Below are 15,756 nucleotides of genomic sequence, written 5' to 3' on the forward strand. Positions count from 1 at the left end.
GGTCAGCCGGTGGTCTGGTTGGTCATGCGGTCATAGACGCGGAACAGCGCCTGGTTGCCGTTGCTGCCTTCGCCATGGGCGCGCGCATCGACGTATTGGCTGGTGACGAGCGCGGTGCCGGGCAGGGGCACGTTCAGGGCCTGTGCGTGCTCCTGCACGAGGCGAAGGTCTTTGAGCTGCAGATCGATCCGGAAGCCCGCGGAGACGTCGCCGGCGATCATCGCGGGGCCGAGCTTGTCCAGCATCCAGGAAGCGGCGGAGCCGCCGAGCAGCACCCGGCGCAGGACGTTGAGATCGAGGCCCGAAGCGCGGCCGAGCGCGAGCGCCTCGCAGATCGCCTGGATGTTGATGCCGCAGATCAGCTGATTGCAGAGCTTGACGGTCTGGCCGGCGCCGGATGCGCCGACATGGGTGATGGTCGTGCCCATCGCGCGGAAGAACGGCTCGGCCTTGGCGAACGTGTCCGCATCGCCGCCGGCCATGATCGAGAGCGCGGCGTTCCTGGCGCCCACCGGCCCGCCGGAGACCGGCGCGTCGATGAAGCCGACGCCTGTCTTCTGCAGGTCCGAATGGATGCGGCGGACGGCGACCGGCGAGATCGTGCTCATGTCGACGATCAGCTTGCCCGGCGGCGGGGAATTCAGCAGGCCCTGCTCGCCGTAGATCGTCGCCTCGACGTGCGGCGTGTCGGGCAGCATGGTGATGACGATATCGGTGCCTTGCGCGGCATCGGCAGGGCTTTTGGCACGCGTCGCGCCTTCCTTGACGCTGTCGGCCAGCGCGGCTTCGTTCAGATCGAAGACGCGGACCGCGTGGCCCGCCGCCTGCAGGTTGCGCACCATCTCCCGCCCCATCGTGCCGATGCCGATGAAGCCGACCTTGCCCTTGTCGTTCCGTCCCATGTCGTCAGTCCGTTTCTTGTTTAATTGGCGTCTTGATTGAAGGGCTGTGCGCGATCAGCCCGAGGCACTGGTCTTGTCGATGTCGCCGACGACGGCGCGTCTGCGGTATTCGTCGCCGATGGCGAAATGCTTGCGCAGCGTCGCATCCGCGCGCTCGGGATCGCGCGCAATGAGGGCTTCGAAGATGCGGCGGTGATCGTCGACAAGGTAGGTCTTCATCGACGGGAAGGCCTGCACCAGCTCGCGGCGGCTGCGATGCGAATGTGTCAACAGGCCCGCCATGGAGGCGTGCAGCACGCTCAGCGTCTCCGAATGTGAGGCGACGACGATCGCGCGGTGGAAGTCGAAATCCGCCATGCCGCCGGCATCGGCTTCGTCGATGGTCTCGCCGATCTTCGTCAGCGCGCGCTGCAGCCGTTCGAAATCGGCGATGTTGGCGCGCTCGCAGGCGAGCCGGATCGCCTGGCATTCGATCGCGACACGCGCCTGCATGACGTCCTCGAGCATGTCGGCCTGCTGGGCGAGGGCGAAGGTGAAGAAGTCGTTCAGCACCGAGACATCTGGCCGCGTCACGACGGTGCCGATGCGGTCGCGGATCTCGACGATCCCGAGGACGGTGAGGGCGCGCAGCGCCTCGCGGACGATTGGCCGGCTGACGCCGAGCAGGGTGGCGAGCTCGCGCTCCGAAATCAGGCGGTCGCCCGGCCTGAGCGAGCCGGTAAGCAGGCGCTCGCGCAGGAAGGCAAACACCTTCTCGAACCCCTTTTCGCCGTCGGCGGCTCGCTTGAACTCCATCCCCGTCTCTTGGTCTGATTGTGGTCAGACCAGTATGCTTACCAGGCCGCGGAGGTCAAGAGGCTTCGCTCCAAGGGATCAGCGGGGCGAACTCGATCGCGGGGCACCGCAATGATGAGGCTTCATGGCGCCGCCGTCGGCTCGCTTTGCATCTTTCGTCTGACGGCTCAGCCTTGAACGTTCGGACCGGCTCTCCTCGCGTGCTCCTGATGTTCGACGGACGCAAGGAGCTCCAGTTGGCTCGCCAGAGCGAGATAGGCGTTGGAAACGCTCAGAAGCACATTGGCGAGGCGCTTCGCCGATGTGGCATCATTCGCGCGCGCTCGATATTGCTCCGCAAGCTTGCGACAATCGTCGGGTTTGAGCATTCAGCCCCCAAAGAGAGCTGAACACCGCGTCGCGGTCCGGGTTCCTAATCGCGAGGGCCACTCTAGGTATACAGACGTCGTCGGTTGCGGCACACGCTCCGAGTTGCCAACATCCGTGCAAACCGCGATCATGGTGCAGTGACCCTCACGTCTCTCAAAAGCAACGTCCGACTCCTTTACGAGGGCGCAACGCCGGACGGCGTGCGCTTCCGTTATGCGCTGCTCATCTTCGATATCGTGACGGTGCTGTTCATTATTGCGACCTCGTTCCTGCCGCCCAGTGACATCGTCGAGACGCTCGACGTCCTGTTCGGCGTTATTCTGCTGGCCGACTTCTCCGCCCGGCTCCTGGTCGATCGGCATCCGTTTCAAAAATTCACCCAGCTCGCGACGTGGGCAGACATGGTTGCGATCGTATCCTTCCTGGCGCCGCTTGCCGGCGAGGCGGGCGGTTTTCTCCGGATCCTGCGAACGCTGGGCCTGCTTCGCGACTACCAGATGCTGGTGAGGCTGCGCATCGATTCCCCGTTCTTTCGTCGCAACGAAGAGGTCATCTTCGCCGTCACGAACCTCGCCGTTTTCATCTTCGTGATGACCGGGATCGTTTACGAGACCCAGAAGTTTCGCAACGACGAGATCCGGAACTATGCCGATGCCCTGTATTTCACCGTCACGGCGCTGACGACGACCGGCTTCGGCGACATCACGCTGGCGGGTACGTTCGGTCGTCTGATCACCGTCGTGATCATGATTTTCGGCGTGACGCTGTTCTTCAATCTCGCCCGCGCGCTCCTCAGCCCCCACAAGGTGCGGTTTCCATGCCCGACGTGCGGGCTCCAGAGGCACGATGCCGACGCGGTGCATTGCAAGGCTTGCGGCACCGTCCTCAACATTCCCGATGAAGGGGCGATCTGAAGAGCCCTCGGCGCCCCGTGAACGCCTTCGATGGTGACATCATGCCAGTGTTTTGCCCGACGGATCAACTTTGATTTCGGTTTACCCGTAAGTCATTGAGCGGACTGGGGCCAGCTACTGTGCATGGGGTTGTTTTTCAGGTTTTTGTCGGGCCGCGATCACCGCAACACCACCCACGCCGGCGCGTGATCGCTCGCGCCGTCCTCGCCGCGGATCTTCTTGTCGACGCCGGCTTTGGCGAGGCGCGGGGCGAGGGCAGGGCTGAGCAGGAGATGGTCGAGCCGCAGGCCCGCATCGCGCGGCCAGCGGTTCCGCTTGTAGTCCCAGAACGTGTAGATGCGCTCGTCCGGATGCAGCTCGCGGATCGCGTCGCACCAGCCTTGCTCGACCAGCGCGGCAAAGGCTGCGCGGCTCTTCGGCTGGATCAGCGCATCCTTGTCCCATGAGCGCGTCGGATAGATGTCGATCTCGGTGGGCGCAACATTGTAGTCGCCGGCGAGCACCACCGGCAGGTCCTGCTTGATGAAGGTGTTGGCGTGGCGCCGCAGCCGCGCGAACCAGTCGAGCTTGTAGTCGAATTTCGGTCCCGGCTGCGGATTGCCGTTGGGCAGATAGATGCTGGTGACGATGACGCCACGCACGGCGGCCTCGATGTAGCGCGCTTCGAGATCGGCAGGCTTTCCCGGCAAACGGTCGCGCGTCAGCACGGGCTCGGCATTGCGGGCGAGGATGGCGACGCCGTTCCAGGTCTTTTGTCCACGCCACACCGCGCCATAGCCGGCCCTTTCGATGGCGGCTGCCGGAAATTCGCCATCACTTGCCTTCAACTCCTGGAGCGCGACGACATCGGGCCTCGCCATTCGCAGCCATGCCAACAGATTGGGCAGACGGCGGTTGATGTTGTTGATGTTGAATGTCGCGATCTTCATCTAGAGCTACCGGCTCTGCCTTTCGTCCCCGGAGATACAATGTCCAAACTGAGCTTTGCCGCTACCGCCTTCATCGTCGCGTTCTCCGGGGCCACGGCACAGTCAGCCGAAACGCGCGGCGCGTGCAAGGCGGACTACGACAAATTCTGCGCCGGCATCGCGCCGGGCGGCGGCATCGTCGCCTGCCTCAACGCCAAGCGCGACCAGCTCAGCGCCACCTGCAAGACGGCGCTGGACAGCAGAAAGAAGAAGTAGGTGCGGATGGTTTAACTTGGCAGCGGCGGCAACGCCGACGGCTGTTCGATCGACGGTGGGGAAGGCGGCTGCCCCGCGTTCGAGGCGGGCTCCGGCTTCGTCAGCGGCTCCTCGACATTGCCATCCTTGTAGACGCGGGCATAGCGGCGGCCGAGGCTGGTCAGCACCTCATAGCCGATCGTGCCGAAATGGTGCGCGAGCTCGTCGACGGTGATGCCTTCGCCGAGCAGCGTCACCATGTGGCCGCGCCGCACCGCGTTCGGCGGCAGATCGGTGATGTCGATCGCGATCAGGTCCATGGAGATGCGGCCCGCGACAGGGCAGCGCTTGCCCGCCACGATGACATCGGCGCCGCGGGTGCCGTCATTGGAGCTGGCGGCGCGGAAATAGCCGTCGGCATAGCCGACCGCGATGATCGCCAGTTTCGTCGGCCGCCGCGCGGTCCAGGTGCCGCCATAGCCGACGGTCTCGCCGCGCTCGATGCTGCGGATCTGCACGATGCGCGCCTTGAGGTCGACCACCTGCTGCATGGGATTGTCGGCCTCCGGCGTCGGGTTGACGCCGTAGAGCGCAGCTCCCGGGCGCACCAGGTCGAACTGGAAGGGCGCGCCGAGGAAGATGCCGGAGGAGTTGGCGAGCGCCGCCGGCACGCCTGTGAACTCACTGGCGATGCTGCGGAAGGTCGCGAGCTGTCTGGCATTGATCGGGCTGTTGAGCTGCTCGGCCGAGACCAGATGGCTCATCACCAGCGTGATGCCGTGATCGCCGGCGTTGATGCGGGGGATGATGGCCTGCGCCTCCGACAGCGTCAGCCCGAGCCGGTTCATGCCGGTGTCGATGTGAACAGCGGCGCCCCCGTTCCAGCCGGTGCGGCGGCAGAACACGTCCCATTCGGCGAGCTCGTTGAGATCGCCGATCACCGGACGGCAATTGATCTTGGCGTAGTGCTCGCCGGTGTTCTGGAAATAGCCGCCGAGCACGTAGATCGTGGGCTCCGGAACGGCGGCGCGCACCTTGCGCGCTTCCTCGATGGTGGCGACGAAGAAGGTCTTGCAACCGGCCTTGCTCAGGGCGCGCGACACCTGCTCGGCGCCGCAGCCATAGGCGTCGGCCTTGATCACCGCCGAACATTCGGCCGGCACCGCGGTCTTCTCGAGCTTGCGCCAATTGGCGATGATCGCATCGAGATCGACGGTCAGCACGCCGCCGAAGGCGGCGAGCGCGGCAGCCTGGTCGGCCTCCGGGGAGAGTGGGCCGGATTGCGGGATTGATTTCGGGGCGGACGCCATTGTCATGGCGTCGTTTTACGCAAGAGACCGGCCCCGTTCAACCCGGGGAACAATCTAGTAGTCGCTGCGGTCCGGCAGCTGGCCGTCATGCGCGAGGTCGCCGAAGCGCGTGACCGAGGCATCGAAGTGCAGCTCGACGGTGCCGGTCGGACCGTGGCGCTGCTTGCCGATGATGACTTCGGCGCGGCCCACGGTGCGTTCCATGTCGGCCTGCCATTTGGCATGCTCTTCGGTGCCGGGGCGCGGCTCCTTCATGGCGAGGTAATATTCCTCGCGGAACACGAACAGCACGACGTCGGCATCCTGCTCGATCGAGCCGGATTCACGCAAGTCCGACAGCTGCGGCCGCTTGTCGTCGCGCGATTCCACCTGACGCGAGAGCTGCGACAGCGCGATCACGGGAACGTTGAGCTCCTTGGCCAGCGCCTTCAGGCTGGTCGTGATCTCCGTGATTTCCTGCACGCGACTGTCGCTGGCGCGCTTGCCCGAGCCCGACAGCAGCTGGATGTAGTCGATCACCAGGAGATCGAGGCCCTTCTGGCGCTTGAGCCGGCGCGCGCGCGCCATCAGCTGCGCGATCGACAGGCCGCCGGTGGCGTCGACGTAGAACGGCAGCGACTGCAGCTCGATCGAGACCTGCCGGATCTTCTCGAAATCGGCCTCCGTGATGCCGCCGCGGCGGATGTGGGAGGAGGGAATGCCGGTGCGCTCGGCCACGATACGCGTGGCGAGCTGGTCGGCCGACATTTCGCAGGAGAAGAAGCCGATCACGCCGCCATTGGCGGCCTTCATGGTGCCGTCGGCCTGAAGCTCCGGCACGTAGGCCTGCGCGACGTTGTAGGCGATGTTGGTCGCCAGCGACGTCTTGCCCATGCCGGGGCGTCCCGCGACGATGATGAGGTCGGAATGCTGCAGGCCGCCCATCTTGGTGTCGAGGTCGCGCAGGCCCGTCGAAATGCCCGACAGCTTGCCGTCGCGCTGGAATGCCTTGGCCGCGAGATCGACCGCGACGGTGAGGGCCTGCGAGAATTTCTGGAAGCCTCCGTCATAACGGCCGGACTCGGCGAGCTCGTACAGCTTTCGCTCGGCATCCTCGATCTGCGCCCGCGGTTGGAAGTCGACCGGGGCGTCATAGGCGACGTTGACCATGTCCTCGCCGATGCCGATCAGGTCGCGGCGCAACGACAGATCGTAGATGGTGCGGCCATAGTCCTGGGCGTTGATGATGGTGGTAGCTTCGGCCGCAAGCCGCGCCAGGTATTGTCCGATGGTCATGCCGCCGACATCGGTATCGGCCGGCAGGAACGTCTTCAGCGTGACCGGGGTGGCGATCTTGCCCATCCGGATCAGGCTGCCGGCGGTCTCGAAGATGGTCTGGTGCAGCGGCTCGAAGAAGTGCTTGGCCTCCAGGAAGTCGGAGACGCGGTAGAAGGCGTCGTTGTTGACCAGGATTGCGCCCAGAAGGCTCTGTTCCGCCTCGATATTGTGCGGTGCGCTCCGATAGGCGGGAGTTCCGGCATCGGGCGCGAGTTTGAGAACGTTCGAATCAGTCAGTGCCATGGTCGGACGTGCTTAGCAATTTTCTTGGGCGGATGCGGGGCCGGGATAAAGCGCCGCCGCAGGTCAAAGCGGAAGCAAAAGCTGACCGCTATCAACCGCTCAGTTAAAATGGTGGATGATTAGCAGTCGCAGCACGGGCCGCGCTTGACTGGATTTTGGCGGAGCTCGCTCGGCGCAGAGGGCTGTGATCGCGCCGCGGAAAAATCCTGAAACCCGTGAACCCTGGGGGCTGACGCGCAGACCTACCGAGAGGCGCGCAAAATGACGCACGCTGACCGATTCGGCTCGGCTTCAGACCAGCAGGAGGTAGACCAGCGCAACCAGAGCCGCCCCAACGCCGGTGACGATCAGGGCGTAATCGGTGCGGAGGTCGTCCTGCACGTCGAATGAGGTTTGGGTCTCTTTGCTCATGGCGACGGTCTAAGCCAGGCCCGACCAGACTTCTGTGAACCAGATCACATCTCCCCGGATTCTTTCGGGTGTCATGTCGGAACAGGCGGATGGGCAGGGGATTATCTCATTCCCCGCCAACGAGGGATACGAGGCGAGCGATGCAGCCAGAACGGCAGCACCAGAACTGGCGAAGCGAGGCAGGCAGCCGGCTTTGGCTGTCGGGGCTGATCGCGGCTATGAAGCACGCGGAGCGGCCCGAGGTACGTCGCCAGCCGGTCGCCCCCGAAATCCTGCTGGAATTGCGGGCGCAATTGGCGTTAACGGCGTCTTTCCGGACGTCCGGGATTTCGACCCTGCGTCACTAGGATCCGGACCTATTCACCAGCCAGCTTGAGCTTCGGCATGGCCGCGCCCTCCCGGGCCCGCAGCCGGGCTTCTTCCTGCGGGATATAGTCGCGGGTCATCGGCACCACGCCCTGGCGACGGGTGATCTGGATCTGGAAGTTCATCATGGCTTGCTTGCGGAACGTCATCTCGCAGGCCGCGAGGTAAAATTCCCACATCAAGGCGAAGCGCTCGTCGTAGAGCTGCACGGCTTCCTCGCGCCGCGCCATGAACCGCTCGCGCCAGGCCTTCAGCGTCTCGGCGTAGTGCAGGCGCAGAATCTCGATGTCGCAGACCAGCAGGCCCGCGCGCTCGATCGCCGGCAGCACCTCCGAGAGCGCGGGAATGTAGCCGCCGGGGAAGATGTATTTGGCGATCCACGGATTGGTCGAATCCGGGCCCTGCGAACGGCCGATCGAATGCAGCAGCATGACGCCGTCTTCCTTCAGCAGCTCGGCGCAGCGCTGGAAGTAGGCGTCGTAGAACCTCGCCCCGACATGTTCGAACATGCCGACGGAGACGATGCGGTCGAACGTACCTTCGACGTCGCGATAATCCTGGAGCTGGAATCTGGCCGAGCCCGTCAGGCCCTTTTCGGCGGCGCGCGCATTGGCGACCTCCAGCTGCTCGGTCGACAGCGTGATGCCGGTGACGTCGGCGCTCGCGATCTCGGCGAGATAGAGCCCGAGGCCACCCCAGCCGGAGCCGATGTCGAGCACGCGCTGGCCATTGCTGACGAGAAGCTTCGCCGCGATATGCCGCTTCTTGGCAAGCTGCGCGTCGTCCAGCGACATCTCGGGCGTCTCGAAATAGGCGCAGCTATATTGCTTGTCGGCATCGAGAAACAGCGAATAGAGCCGGCCGTCGAGATCGTAATGATGAGCGACGTTTTGACGGGAGCGCGGGCGGGGATTGAACTGCTTGAGGTGCCGCGTCAGGTAGCGCAGGTGCCACCACGGCTTTGCCCACTGCGGCAATGGGTCGGGTTGATCGAGCAGGATCGCGAGGGCATCAGCTATGGTGCCGCGCTCGACCACGAACTCGCCGTTCATGTAGGCCTCGCCCAGCCCCAGCTCGGGATTGACGAGGACCCTCCGCTCGGAGTCCGCAGTGACGAAGCGGACTGCGACCGGCTCGCCGGAGCCGTCGCCGACGGTGAACTTCGACCCGCTCGCGCTGGTCACCGTCAACGACCCGCGGCGGATGAATTGGGACAGAAATCGACGCAACAAACGGTCCATCGGCAATCCTCTCGAGCGAACCCGAAAGATGCGACTACCCGGCCTTTATAACTGACGCCCAGGCGCCGCAGCGGTTCCTATGCGTTTGCATTCAAATCTAGCGAGCCGGTTCCGGCTGCGCTAGTTGCACTGTGTTCAAAGTAGATATTCGAAAACCGCTTAATCACATCCTTGCGCGCGGACCTGCTTCCATTCGCGGCTCAATCGGTTAAAAGGTGACCGCCGCCGCGCCGGATGCCGGCTGCATTTGCGGAAATTCAACGGAGATGATGGGAATGTCGAGCCGAGCGCTCAGCCTCGCGACGGTGTTGCTTCTGATTGGCTTCGGTGCGGCTAATTCCGTTCTTGCGCAGGCGACGAACCTCGAGGCTGGCAAGACCCCGTCGCAGCTGTTCTCGCAGACCTGCAATGTCTGCCACAAGAGCCCGCGCGGGCTGCTGAAGTCCGTGTCGCCCGGCTCGCTGCCGGGATTCCTGCGCCAGCACTACACGACGAGTTCGGATATGGCGGGCGTCCTCTCCGCCTATCTGATCTCGAACGGTGCCACCGACACCCGCTATCAGGCCAAGGACGCCAAGAAGGACGGCGCCGCGCCTGAACAACAGGGTCGACGCCAGCGCGCGCAGGATGCCGCGAGGCCGGAGGGCGAGGGCGCTGCTCCTGCCGCCGAGGGTACGCGCCAGAAGCGTGCGGCGCGGCCGGCCGAGGAGGGTGCCAAGCCGGAGGGAGAGGCTGCGCCCGAGGCACGCAAAGGCAAGCGGCGCGCCAAGCCCGGCACGGAGGAAGCCCCGAAGGTCGATGCCGCGGCGCCGGCGACCGACGAGAAGAAGACCGAGCCGAAGCCGGAGCCCGTCAAGCCTGACAGCGCCAAGGTCGAGCCGCGCAGCGAGACGCCGGCGCTGCGGCCCGATCTGGTCCCGCAGGTGACGCCGGCCGCTCCAGCCGCCGCCAAGCCCGCTGAGCCGGCCGCGCCCAAGCCGGTGGAAGAGGCTGCTCCGAAACCTGCCGAGCCGGCCCCCGCGGCCAAGCCGCAGGAACAGGCGCCGCCCGCGACCGCTGCAGCCCCGCCGCCGCCGGCGCCGCCTGCGTCCTCCGGTCCGCCGGTGCCGCCGATCTCGCGCTAAGTCACCCGGATCTTTCGATCGACGATGCGAAGGCCGCGCCCATCCGCGGCCTTCGCATCGTCTTGACCGTCATTAGAGTAGTACTCTAGAGTATTGCTCTAGGAGGCGCCTATGACGGCGAGCGTACGAGACGATCTGTTGGCGGCCGGCCTTGCCGTGTTCGACCGCGTCGGCTTCGAAGCCGCCACGGTGGCTGCGATCCGCACCCGCGCGCGGGCTTCCAACGGCAGCTTCTTCCACGTTTTCGGTTCGAAGAAAGAACTTGCCGGTGCGTTGTTTCTGGAGGTCTTGCGGCACTATCACGCCGCGATACTGGCCGCGCTCGATCCCGGCCCCGACGCCGAGCGGGGCATCGATCGCCTGATCCGGGCGCATCTCGACTGGGTCGTCACCAGCCGGCGCGAGGCGCGCTACCTCTTCGAGATCTCGCGCAGCGAGTGGGGCGAAGACGTGCGCGACGCCCAGCGGGCGCAGAATGCGCGGCTTGCCGAAGGCATTGAGCGCTGGCGCGCGCCGCTGGTGGCAAGCGGCGAACTTCTGCCGATGACGCCGGTGATGTTCGTCAGCCAGCTGATCGGTCCGGCGCAGATCTTCTGCCGCGCCTTCCTGTCGGGTCGCGAGCGAACCGATCCGCGCATCGAGGCGGACACGCTGATCGCCTGCGCCAATCGTGCGCTGAGGCCGTTCGATCGCATCAACAAGCAATAAGGGGAGATCGCATGCGGGCCGAAGCTGATCCGGAATTTGCGCCGATTGCCGAGCGCATCCACGCCAATATCGGCCGGCAGGGTTTCATGAACCTGGTCGGCGCCGAGCTCTCCGAATTGTCGCGCGGCACCTGCACCATCGCCGTGGAGCGCCGGCCGGAGCTGTTACAGCAGCACGGCTTCTTCCATGGCGGCGTCACCGCCTTCCTGGTCGACAACGCCACCACGATCGCAGCCGCCACGTCGCGCGGCCAGCCGGCGCTGACGGCGGAATACAAGCTCAATCTGTTGTCGCCCGCGGTCGGCGAGAAGCTGATCTGCCGCGCCCGGGTGATCAAGCCGGGCCGCCAGGTCGCGGTGGTTGCCGCCGACGTGTTCTGCGTCAGCGACGGCGTCGAGAAGCATACGGCCACCGCGCTGGCCTCGATCGCGATGTTGAGCGAGGACGTCGCTGCGAAAACGAAAAGCCCGGCCGCGTGAGGCAGCCGGGCTTTGATCGGGATCGTCATCCGGGTCTGGTCCTTCGGACCATCCCGGAATGACGAGTTCAGCTGCTTACTTCTCTTCCGCAGCCGGCGCCGGCGCGACCTCGTCGTGCTGGGCTTCCGGATCGAAGAACTCGCCGGCGGCGGCGATCGCCTCGGCGGCCGCATCGCGATCCTCGTTGCGGGTCGAGATGTCCTCGCCGCGGTTGATGCGCTCGGCCTCGTCCTGGCTGCGGGCAACCGTGACGGTGATCTCGACCTCGACTTCGGGATGAACGGCAACGGTGATCGAGTGCTTGCCGATGGTCTTGATCGGCGCGTCGAGCTGGATCTGCGGACGGGCGAGCGAAACGCCGTCGGCTTCGAACGCGAGCACGATGTCACGCACGTTGACCGAGCCGAACAGCTGGCCGGCTTCCGAGGCCTGGCGGATCACGATGATGTTCTTGCCCTCGATCTTCTCGGCGACCTTGGACGCCTCGGCCTTCGAGGCGAGGTTGCGCGCTTCGAGCTCGGCCTTCATGCCGTCATACTTGGCCCGGTTGTCGGCGGTGGCGCGCAGCGCCTTGCCGCGCTTGAGCAGGAAATTGCGAGCGTAGCCGTCGCGAACCTTCACGACTTCGCCCATCTGGCCGAGCTTGTTGACGCGTTCCAGCAAAATGACTTCCATATTCGTTCTCCTTTTGAAGTGCTCTCGAAGGTTTCAGTTTCGGGGTTGAACTCAAGGTGTAGGCAGTGGCGGCGGCTGCCGGCTGCGCAGGAAGCGTTCGCGCAAGCCAAACAAGGCATCCGCAAGCCCAAGGATTACCATCGCGACCACGGGCCATCCGAACACGACCACGGCGGCGTAGGTCGAGCCGAGCCAGAACGTGCGGCCGTTCAGCGCGAGCGTCAGCGTATGCAATACGGCGAAACCGGCCAGCGCATAACTCATCATCAGCGCGGCGGTGGCGATCTGCGCCACGATGCCAAGCAGCCCCCCGGTGAAGCAGAAGGCGAGGGAGATGCACAGCACCACCAGCGTCATCTGCGGCAGCTCGGTGGTCTTGAGGTCCGGCCAGGGACGGCGCAGCCGGCCCGACGTCGCGGTCACCTTGGCGCTGAGCCAGAGGTTGAGAGTGAGCGTCATCGTCGCGGCAATCGTGGCGGCGGCGGGTGCGATGCGCACCAGCGCGTCGACGAACTGGCTGGCTTCGCCCGAAGTTTGCGGGTCGGTGGCGCGCAGGAGGCGCGTCAGGCCACGGCGCAACGTGCCGGTGATGGTCTCCGCGTCGGTCCCGAGAGTGAGCAACGCGGCCATCGTGGTCAGCGTCGCGAAGCCTGCAATCCAGAGCAGGATGCGGCCGACCGGGTACCACTCGACGTCCGGCTCCGCGGAGGGCGCTGTGCCGGTGGCAGGCGCGGCGCTTCCCACCTGACGTCCGAGCAGGACGAGATGGCCGAGCCACCACGCCGGCAACGCGACGGTGACGGCGAAGGCGATGCAGTAGGGCAGGCCGAACAGGGCGCCGAGGCCGATCGCGGCGGCGATGCCACCAATGCTCGCGCAAAGCGGGCCCCAGCCGATCGCGGCGACCATCAGGGGGAGCGGAGCGAGATAGAACAGGACAAGCGCGATCAGCGCCCCCGAGATGATCGAGGCGAACATCAGGGCCGACGCAGCGCCGGCGATCAGGGCTATCAGTCCAAAGGCCATCATCAGCTGTCCCGCTCCCTTCGAGCGGTTAGAGCGAGACCAGCGAAATCGCTAGTGTTATCAGAGATTTACGGCAATCGGCTTGTGCTTTGTAGCAGAAACCGTAGCAGAAACCTCAGCTCGCCCAACTCCAAAACGAATGCGGCCCCCGAGGGAGCCGCAAACCAGTTGCCGGCCTTCTAGCCAATCTCGACCTGATATTCAACGCCCAATCTGATGGGCGGCGTTCAGCAGGTCGTCGAAGGTTCCGGGCATGACGTGGCGGTAGGTCTTGCGGATGGTTGCCACGGACACGCCGCAGTAGAGGCTGACCTTCTCGATATCGACGCCCTGGTCCAGGTACCAGGTGATCGCCGTGTGGCGCAGGGTATGGCGGAGGACCTTTTGCTGCTTGTCCTCAGTCGCGAGCCCGGCCCGCTCCACCACACTCTCCCAGCCCTCCCGGATCGTCACGACGGGCTTGCCGTTGAACTCGATGACGGCCCGTTGCGAGATGCCCAACCGCTGCCAGCGCCGCATATGGGCCAGCAGCCGGGGCGGGATGGGAACGGTGGGCTGCCTCTTGGAGGTCTCTTTCTTGTCGTCGGGCTTGCGCCTGAAGATGCCCTTCTCCAGGTCAACATAGCCGCGCCCGATCGTCGGAATGGTCGCGGCCCCGCAGATGTCACCGTTGCGCGAGCCGGTGTAGAGGCCGACCAGGATGTACCGGGCGATGTGGCGCGAGGTGTGGCGCCCCTTGCTACCTGGCAGCTTCGTTTCCTTCCGTCCCCGCCACGCCGCCCAGAGCAGCTTTGCAGCCTCGGATCGCGTCAGCCATCGGACACGGGACTCGGGAGCGTCGGGCAGGACCGGGCTGAACTGGGTGACGACGCCACCAACCTTGTGCTTGAAGTACCGGTTGATGGCAGCGGCAAGAAACTTCAGGTCACGATAGGCCGCAACCGGTGCATGCTCTCCGGTGTCCACGTTCGTCCGGACGCCCTCGACCATCTTGATGACGTGGCGCGTCCGCTCAGCCGCGTAACGCTCCTGTAACTCGCCGTTGAGGTCACCGACGATGCGATGGCCGAACCAGTTGCCCATGTTCTGGCAGACGGCGATGAGTTCTTTCTTCCTGTGACCGTCCAGGTTCGGCTTCGCAGCAATTCGCGTCATCTCGACCGCGAGGATGTCGGCTATCTTGACCTCATTGGGGTTACCTGACCGGATCGCCTTGGCTGGGTCGTGCTTGGCGAGGATGTACTCTGCAAGCTTTGCCTCAGCCTGTTCGCGGTCGCATTCATCGCATCGAGTGCTGACGTTTTTGGCGCCATCGCGAATGATCCACTTTGGGGTGCGGCCGGCTCCGGTCTGGAGTTCAAGTCGGGGGCCTTTGCTACGACGCGGCATGATGCTCGAAATTCCTCAATTGCTTCCAGGGTGACGAAGTACTTACCCGATATGAACTCATGGGTGATCTTGCCTGCAACGACGAGTCTCCTTAGGGCGGATACTGACATCGACCCATCTGGAAAAGCTAGTCGTGCGGCCACATCCAATCGTAGGGGCGTGTTCGCGGTGATGATGCCCACATCAGAGTTGATCGGCGTGTATGTCGGAAGGTCTTTGGCCATCTCAGTCATGAGCCATGTCCCTGAGTGCAAAGTTTTGAACTAGGGCTCGAACAGCTTGCCGGAGAAATTCGGATCGGCTGACACGCATGTGCAGCCGCGCGGCGTCGAGATCCGCGAGCAGATCGCGCGGCATGTGAAATCCGACATAGGGTCGTTCGGTGTCGGGATTGTAGGGCATTCCCATTGTGTTCTCTCCATAAGAAAAAAGCCCCGGCAGGTGCCGAGGCTTCGTCAGGTTGAGTTTTTTGCGGTTGGTTTGAGGAGCTAGTTGGCGGCCTTCACCACTTCGAACTTGGGCCGGTGCTTGATTGCGGAGTCCCCATCGTCCTGTTCCTTTTTGGTCGGGGGAATCGCAATGAAATACCCGGCCTCGACGAGCCGCCTCAGCGCGGTCCGAACCTTGGTCACGCTGAAGCTTGTTCGGATACTGATCTGCTGCTTCGATAGGTTGGCGTAGCCGTGCACGGGATCGCATGCAGCAAGCAGCACCTTGGCGACCTCGCGATCTGATTCCTTGATCGCTGGATCGTTCGCGATGACCTCCATGAGTGCCTGCGATGGGCCGGTCAGAGAACCGAAGATGCCGGTCCCGACTAGGCTGCGTAGATTGTCTGCTGCGGCGTTGGCGAAGGCTGCGGCCTCTCCATCGTCGATCTTCGAGAGCAATCGGAGGAGATTCCAGATTTCCTGTTCGGTCGGATGCATCAGTGAGCACCGACTGCATCAAGATCAACTTCGCCCTGGTCGAGCATCCACGACGGCGGCGCGGCAGCATCTGCCAGAGCCGACCACAGGCCGTCGATCGCGTTGTAAATCCGACGTAGGTCCGCAGAGAACATCTTGAAGGCCTTCGGCTCGTTCGGGTCGAGCGCGACATAACGGCCGTCATCGTGTGTGGAGATGAGATAGTTTCTGTAGGTAATGCGCATTTCTAGCCCCTGGTGTTGGATCAAATGATCTGATCCGGCTCCACCTGATCTGATTTTTGTATCGGTATCAAGTTATTGTTTTTGTTTGCATATTTGCATTTGCGTGCATTCATGCACACCGTGCAGTATATCGCGATGCAATCAGTAGGTTAGGCCCTGGTTTGCATTTTC

General features: G+C 64.2%; 18 protein-coding genes and 1 pseudogene. 6 read left to right on the top strand and 13 right to left on the bottom strand.

Annotation, left to right across the window (positions count from 1 at the left end; genetic code table 11):
* Positions 1 to 2: 2 nt before the first annotated feature.
* From I6F28_RS15280 to I6F28_RS15290, 3 genes and pseudogenes are all read right to left on the bottom strand, one after another.
* Positions 3 to 908, bottom strand: a pseudogene (locus tag I6F28_RS15280) (NAD(P)-dependent oxidoreductase); the annotation flags it as partial.
* Between the two features lie 48 nt (positions 909 to 956).
* A complete protein-coding gene (locus I6F28_RS15285; RefSeq protein ID WP_036000760.1) occupies positions 957 to 1,697 on the bottom strand; it encodes a FadR/GntR family transcriptional regulator in 741 nt (246 codons plus the stop codon).
* 167 nt (positions 1,698 to 1,864) lie between these two features.
* Complete coding sequence (locus I6F28_RS15290) at positions 1,865 to 2,065, bottom strand: hypothetical protein (RefSeq protein ID WP_225140239.1); 201 nt, start codon at positions 2,063 to 2,065, stop codon at positions 1,865 to 1,867.
* A 138-nt stretch (positions 2,066 to 2,203) separates the two neighbouring features.
* On the opposite strand from I6F28_RS15290, the gene I6F28_RS15295 reads away from it, so the two are divergent.
* On the top strand, positions 2,204 to 2,980 hold the full coding sequence (locus I6F28_RS15295; protein ID WP_036000861.1) for a potassium channel family protein: 777 nt from the start codon (positions 2,204 to 2,206) through the stop codon (positions 2,978 to 2,980).
* A 158-nt stretch (positions 2,981 to 3,138) separates the two neighbouring features.
* On the opposite strand, the gene I6F28_RS15300 is transcribed toward I6F28_RS15295, so the two are convergent.
* The gene (locus I6F28_RS15300; RefSeq protein WP_036000754.1) at positions 3,139 to 3,909 is read right to left on the bottom strand and encodes an exodeoxyribonuclease III; all 771 of its coding nucleotides are present in this window, start codon (positions 3,907 to 3,909) and stop codon (positions 3,139 to 3,141) included.
* A 39-nt stretch (positions 3,910 to 3,948) separates the two neighbouring features.
* Here I6F28_RS15300 and I6F28_RS15305 point away from each other — a divergent pair, with 39 nt between their 5' ends.
* A complete protein-coding gene (locus I6F28_RS15305; RefSeq protein WP_036034055.1) occupies positions 3,949 to 4,164 on the top strand; it encodes a hypothetical protein in 216 nt (71 codons plus the stop codon).
* Positions 4,165 to 4,175: 11 nt separating this feature from the next.
* Here the strand turns inward: I6F28_RS15305 and alr are convergent, their stop codons facing one another.
* Positions 4,176 to 5,453, bottom strand: coding sequence for an alanine racemase (gene alr / locus I6F28_RS15310; protein ID WP_225140359.1), 1,278 nt, complete (start codon positions 5,451 to 5,453; stop codon positions 4,176 to 4,178).
* A 54-nt stretch (positions 5,454 to 5,507) separates the two neighbouring features.
* Positions 5,508 to 7,013, bottom strand: a complete 1,506-nt coding sequence (locus I6F28_RS15315) for a replicative DNA helicase (RefSeq protein ID WP_036000744.1) — start codon at positions 7,011 to 7,013, stop codon at positions 5,508 to 5,510.
* A gap of 551 nt (positions 7,014 to 7,564) precedes the next feature.
* Here I6F28_RS15315 and I6F28_RS15320 point away from each other — a divergent pair.
* Positions 7,565 to 7,771 (top strand): hypothetical protein, encoded by a 207-nt coding sequence (locus I6F28_RS15320; RefSeq protein WP_036000858.1) that lies wholly within the window; start codon positions 7,565 to 7,567, stop codon positions 7,769 to 7,771.
* Positions 7,772 to 7,780: 9 nt separating this feature from the next.
* Here the strand turns inward: I6F28_RS15320 and I6F28_RS15325 are convergent, their stop codons facing one another.
* A complete protein-coding gene (locus I6F28_RS15325) occupies positions 7,781 to 9,031 on the bottom strand; it encodes a cyclopropane fatty acid synthase (protein WP_036022698.1) in 1,251 nt (416 codons plus the stop codon).
* Positions 9,032 to 9,306: 275 nt separating this feature from the next.
* On the opposite strand from I6F28_RS15325, the gene I6F28_RS15330 reads away from it, so the two are divergent.
* The 3 genes from I6F28_RS15330 to I6F28_RS15340 all read left to right on the top strand — a co-directional run bounded on the left by I6F28_RS15330 (position 9,307) and on the right by I6F28_RS15340 (position 11,342).
* Positions 9,307 to 10,155 (top strand): hypothetical protein, encoded by an 849-nt coding sequence (locus I6F28_RS15330; RefSeq protein ID WP_225140240.1) that lies wholly within the window; start codon positions 9,307 to 9,309, stop codon positions 10,153 to 10,155.
* A 111-nt stretch (positions 10,156 to 10,266) separates the two neighbouring features.
* On the top strand, positions 10,267 to 10,863 hold the full coding sequence (locus tag I6F28_RS15335) for a TetR/AcrR family transcriptional regulator (protein WP_036000737.1): 597 nt from the start codon (positions 10,267 to 10,269) through the stop codon (positions 10,861 to 10,863).
* Positions 10,864 to 10,874: 11 nt separating this feature from the next.
* Positions 10,875 to 11,342, top strand: a complete 468-nt coding sequence (locus I6F28_RS15340; RefSeq protein ID WP_036000734.1) for a PaaI family thioesterase — start codon at positions 10,875 to 10,877, stop codon at positions 11,340 to 11,342.
* Positions 11,343 to 11,417: 75 nt separating this feature from the next.
* Here I6F28_RS15340 and rplI read toward each other — a convergent pair whose 3' ends face one another.
* The 6 genes from rplI to I6F28_RS15370 form a co-directional block, all read right to left on the bottom strand.
* A complete protein-coding gene (rplI, locus tag I6F28_RS15345) occupies positions 11,418 to 12,017 on the bottom strand; it encodes a 50S ribosomal protein L9 (protein ID WP_036000730.1) in 600 nt (199 codons plus the stop codon).
* A 51-nt stretch (positions 12,018 to 12,068) separates the two neighbouring features.
* The gene (locus I6F28_RS15350; protein ID WP_225112260.1) at positions 12,069 to 13,046 is read right to left on the bottom strand and encodes a DUF2232 domain-containing protein; all 978 of its coding nucleotides are present in this window, start codon (positions 13,044 to 13,046) and stop codon (positions 12,069 to 12,071) included.
* A gap of 198 nt (positions 13,047 to 13,244) precedes the next feature.
* Positions 13,245 to 14,432: a site-specific integrase gene (locus tag I6F28_RS15355; protein ID WP_225140241.1), complete on the bottom strand. Its 1,188-nt coding sequence runs from the start codon at positions 14,430 to 14,432 to the stop codon at positions 13,245 to 13,247.
* A 225-nt stretch (positions 14,433 to 14,657) separates the two neighbouring features.
* On the bottom strand, positions 14,658 to 14,834 hold the full coding sequence (locus tag I6F28_RS15360; protein WP_225140242.1) for a ribbon-helix-helix domain-containing protein: 177 nt from the start codon (positions 14,832 to 14,834) through the stop codon (positions 14,658 to 14,660).
* Between the two features lie 86 nt (positions 14,835 to 14,920).
* Positions 14,921 to 15,361, bottom strand: a complete 441-nt coding sequence (locus tag I6F28_RS15365) for a helix-turn-helix domain-containing protein (protein WP_225140243.1) — start codon at positions 15,359 to 15,361, stop codon at positions 14,921 to 14,923.
* Positions 15,361 to 15,585, bottom strand: coding sequence for a hypothetical protein (locus I6F28_RS15370; RefSeq protein WP_225140244.1), 225 nt, complete (start codon positions 15,583 to 15,585; stop codon positions 15,361 to 15,363). Before I6F28_RS15370 ends, I6F28_RS15365 begins: the two co-directional genes overlap by 1 nt.
* Positions 15,586 to 15,756: the final 171 nt, after the last annotated feature.

This window comes from Bradyrhizobium sp. NBAIM14, assembly GCF_020193895.1.
GTDB classification, from domain to species: Bacteria; Pseudomonadota; Alphaproteobacteria; order Rhizobiales; family Xanthobacteraceae; genus Bradyrhizobium; species Bradyrhizobium yuanmingense.

Bases quoted from the DNA above. Each gene is read 5' to 3' on its own strand.
- I6F28_RS15285 (WP_036000760.1), bottom strand. From the start codon at position 1,697: ATGGAGTTCAAGCGAGCCGCCGACGGCGAAAAGGGGTTCGAGAAGGTG.
- I6F28_RS15290 (WP_225140239.1), bottom strand. From the start codon at position 2,065: ATGCTCAAACCCGACGATTGTCGCAAGCTTGCGGAGCAATATCGAGCG.
- I6F28_RS15300 (WP_036000754.1), bottom strand. From the start codon at position 3,909: ATGAAGATCGCGACATTCAACATCAACAACATCAACCGCCGTCTGCCC.
- I6F28_RS15305 (WP_036034055.1), top strand. From the start codon at position 3,949: ATGTCCAAACTGAGCTTTGCCGCTACCGCCTTCATCGTCGCGTTCTCC.
- alr (WP_225140359.1), bottom strand. From the start codon at position 5,453: ATGGCGTCCGCCCCGAAATCAATCCCGCAATCCGGCCCACTCTCCCCG.
- I6F28_RS15315 (WP_036000744.1), bottom strand. From the start codon at position 7,013: ATGGCACTGACTGATTCGAACGTTCTCAAACTCGCGCCCGATGCCGGA.
- I6F28_RS15320 (WP_036000858.1), top strand. From the start codon at position 7,565: ATGCAGCCAGAACGGCAGCACCAGAACTGGCGAAGCGAGGCAGGCAGC.
- I6F28_RS15325 (WP_036022698.1), bottom strand. From the start codon at position 9,031: ATGGACCGTTTGTTGCGTCGATTTCTGTCCCAATTCATCCGCCGCGGG.
- I6F28_RS15330 (WP_225140240.1), top strand. From the start codon at position 9,307: ATGTCGAGCCGAGCGCTCAGCCTCGCGACGGTGTTGCTTCTGATTGGC.
- I6F28_RS15335 (WP_036000737.1), top strand. From the start codon at position 10,267: ATGACGGCGAGCGTACGAGACGATCTGTTGGCGGCCGGCCTTGCCGTG.
- I6F28_RS15340 (WP_036000734.1), top strand. From the start codon at position 10,875: ATGCGGGCCGAAGCTGATCCGGAATTTGCGCCGATTGCCGAGCGCATC.
- rplI (WP_036000730.1), bottom strand. From the start codon at position 12,017: ATGGAAGTCATTTTGCTGGAACGCGTCAACAAGCTCGGCCAGATGGGC.
- I6F28_RS15350 (WP_225112260.1), bottom strand. From the start codon at position 13,046: ATGATGGCCTTTGGACTGATAGCCCTGATCGCCGGCGCTGCGTCGGCC.
- I6F28_RS15355 (WP_225140241.1), bottom strand. From the start codon at position 14,432: ATGCCGCGTCGTAGCAAAGGCCCCCGACTTGAACTCCAGACCGGAGCC.
- I6F28_RS15360 (WP_225140242.1), bottom strand. From the start codon at position 14,834: ATGCCCTACAATCCCGACACCGAACGACCCTATGTCGGATTTCACATG.
- I6F28_RS15365 (WP_225140243.1), bottom strand. From the start codon at position 15,361: ATGCATCCGACCGAACAGGAAATCTGGAATCTCCTCCGATTGCTCTCG.
- I6F28_RS15370 (WP_225140244.1), bottom strand. From the start codon at position 15,585: ATGCGCATTACCTACAGAAACTATCTCATCTCCACACACGATGACGGC.